This window comes from Exiguobacterium sp. s40 (assembly GCF_018617905.1).
GTDB lineage: Bacteria > Bacillota > Bacilli > Exiguobacteriales > Exiguobacteriaceae > Exiguobacterium > Exiguobacterium mexicanum_A.
The window spans coordinates 1-1,595 of record NZ_JACSLC010000030.1 but is presented as its reverse complement, the minus strand read 5'-3'; the positions used below and the strand labels follow the sequence as shown (position 1 = coordinate 1,595).

General features: G+C 59.9%; 1 protein-coding gene. It reads right to left on the bottom strand.

Annotated elements, in window-relative coordinates:
* Positions 1 to 1,570 (bottom strand): IS1182 family transposase (locus KNP02_RS14635; RefSeq protein ID WP_214710301.1); only part of this gene is annotated, 1,570 nt, incomplete at its 3' end.
* Between the last annotated feature and the right edge of the window lie 25 nt (positions 1,571 to 1,595).

The following is a 1,595-nucleotide window of genomic DNA, read 5'->3' as shown; positions in this document are numbered from 1 at the left end:
CCCCGATGCCTTTGGCGATGAACTTCCGTAGGTTCACCGCCATGAGGGCGAAGCCGAGCTCGCGTTTCACGCGCTGTTTTCCCCTGACGGAGAAGCGGGTGAAACCCAAATTGGCCTTCAGATATCCAAAAACTGGTTCCACGTCCGTCTTGCGTCGGGCGTAGAGGGCACCGGTTTTCTCATCCGAAAGCAGCGTTCTCATCATATGCTTTTGTTCTTCCCAGGCCCCGTTCACGCTGACCTGGCGGTGTCTCCCCGGTTCGGCCTTCGTGCACAACTCTCGGAACGGGCAGCCGTCGCAGCTCTCGCACTCGTACACACGGAAGTCGCGGGTGAAGCCGTCCCGGTCGGTCCTTTGGGACTCATGGCTGAACGGGAGCCGTCTCCCGTCCGGGCACGTGAACGTGTCGGTCTTGCCATCGTACGCCCAGTTCGCGATGTTGAACGGCTCCTCGCGCCATTTCTTCTTCTGTTCCTTCCGGTACATCGTGTGCGGGATCAAGGGCAGGCGCCCCCGGCGCTCGAGGATGTCTGTGTAGTTCGGCTGGCTCCCGTATCCGGCGTCGGCGACGATATGGGCGGGCAGGTCGAGGAACGTTTCGACCTCGTCGAGGAACGGGATCAACGTCTTCATGTCGGTCGGGTTCGGATAGACGTCATAGGCGAGCGTGTACTGACCTTCGGTTGCGATCTGGACGTTGTAGCCGGGCTTCAGTTGGCCGTTCTTCATGTGATCCTCTTTCATCCGCATGAACGTCGCGTCCCTGTCGGTCTTCGAGTAACTGTTCCGTGTGCTGAAGATGGCCATGTGCTCCTCGTATCGGCGTTTCCGGGCGGCGAAATCGGCGGCCTGTTTGTGGAGACGACGGGGCACCTTCCGTTCCGCACGCAATCGTTTCCGTTCGGCGACGTCGGTCGTCGAGGCGATCTCCTCGTCGATGGCCTCGATCTTTTCTTCGAGTCGTGCGGCGACCTGTTCGAGTTCTTGGACCGAGAGCGCGTCCGGGCTCTCCCGTTCGATTTCGGGGATGACCTGGTCGGCCATCAGTTCGTCGTACAGTTGGTTCGACTTCTCGACGAGCGCGGCGCTGTATCGCTCGACCGCCCTCCGCCAGACGAACGTATAACGGTTGGCGTTCGCCTCGATCTTCGTGCCGTCGATGAAGATCGCCTCCTCGTCGATCTCGCCGGTCTCGACGAGATGGCATCTGAAGGCGACGAACGCGGCCTTCAGGATCGGGGCGACGGCCGGGTGGACACGGAAACGGTTGATCGTCCGATAACTCGGCTCGTGGCCCTGGGCGAGCCACATCATCCGAAGGCTGTCCTTGAGTAGGCCTTCGATCTTTCGGCCCGAGAAAGCGGACTGCGTGTAGGCGCAAAGGACGATCTTCATCATCATGCGCGGATGATAGGCCGGGCAGCCCGTCGTTCGCCAGAACGGCTCGAAGGCCTCGTCGGGGATCTGTTCGACGAGGTCATGGACGGCGAAGGCGATATCGTTTTCCTGGAGACGGACTTCTAAATCTAGGGGCAAAACCAATTGGTTCATGGTATACTCTTTGTACATGGGGGCACCTCCAAAGTTATGGTTT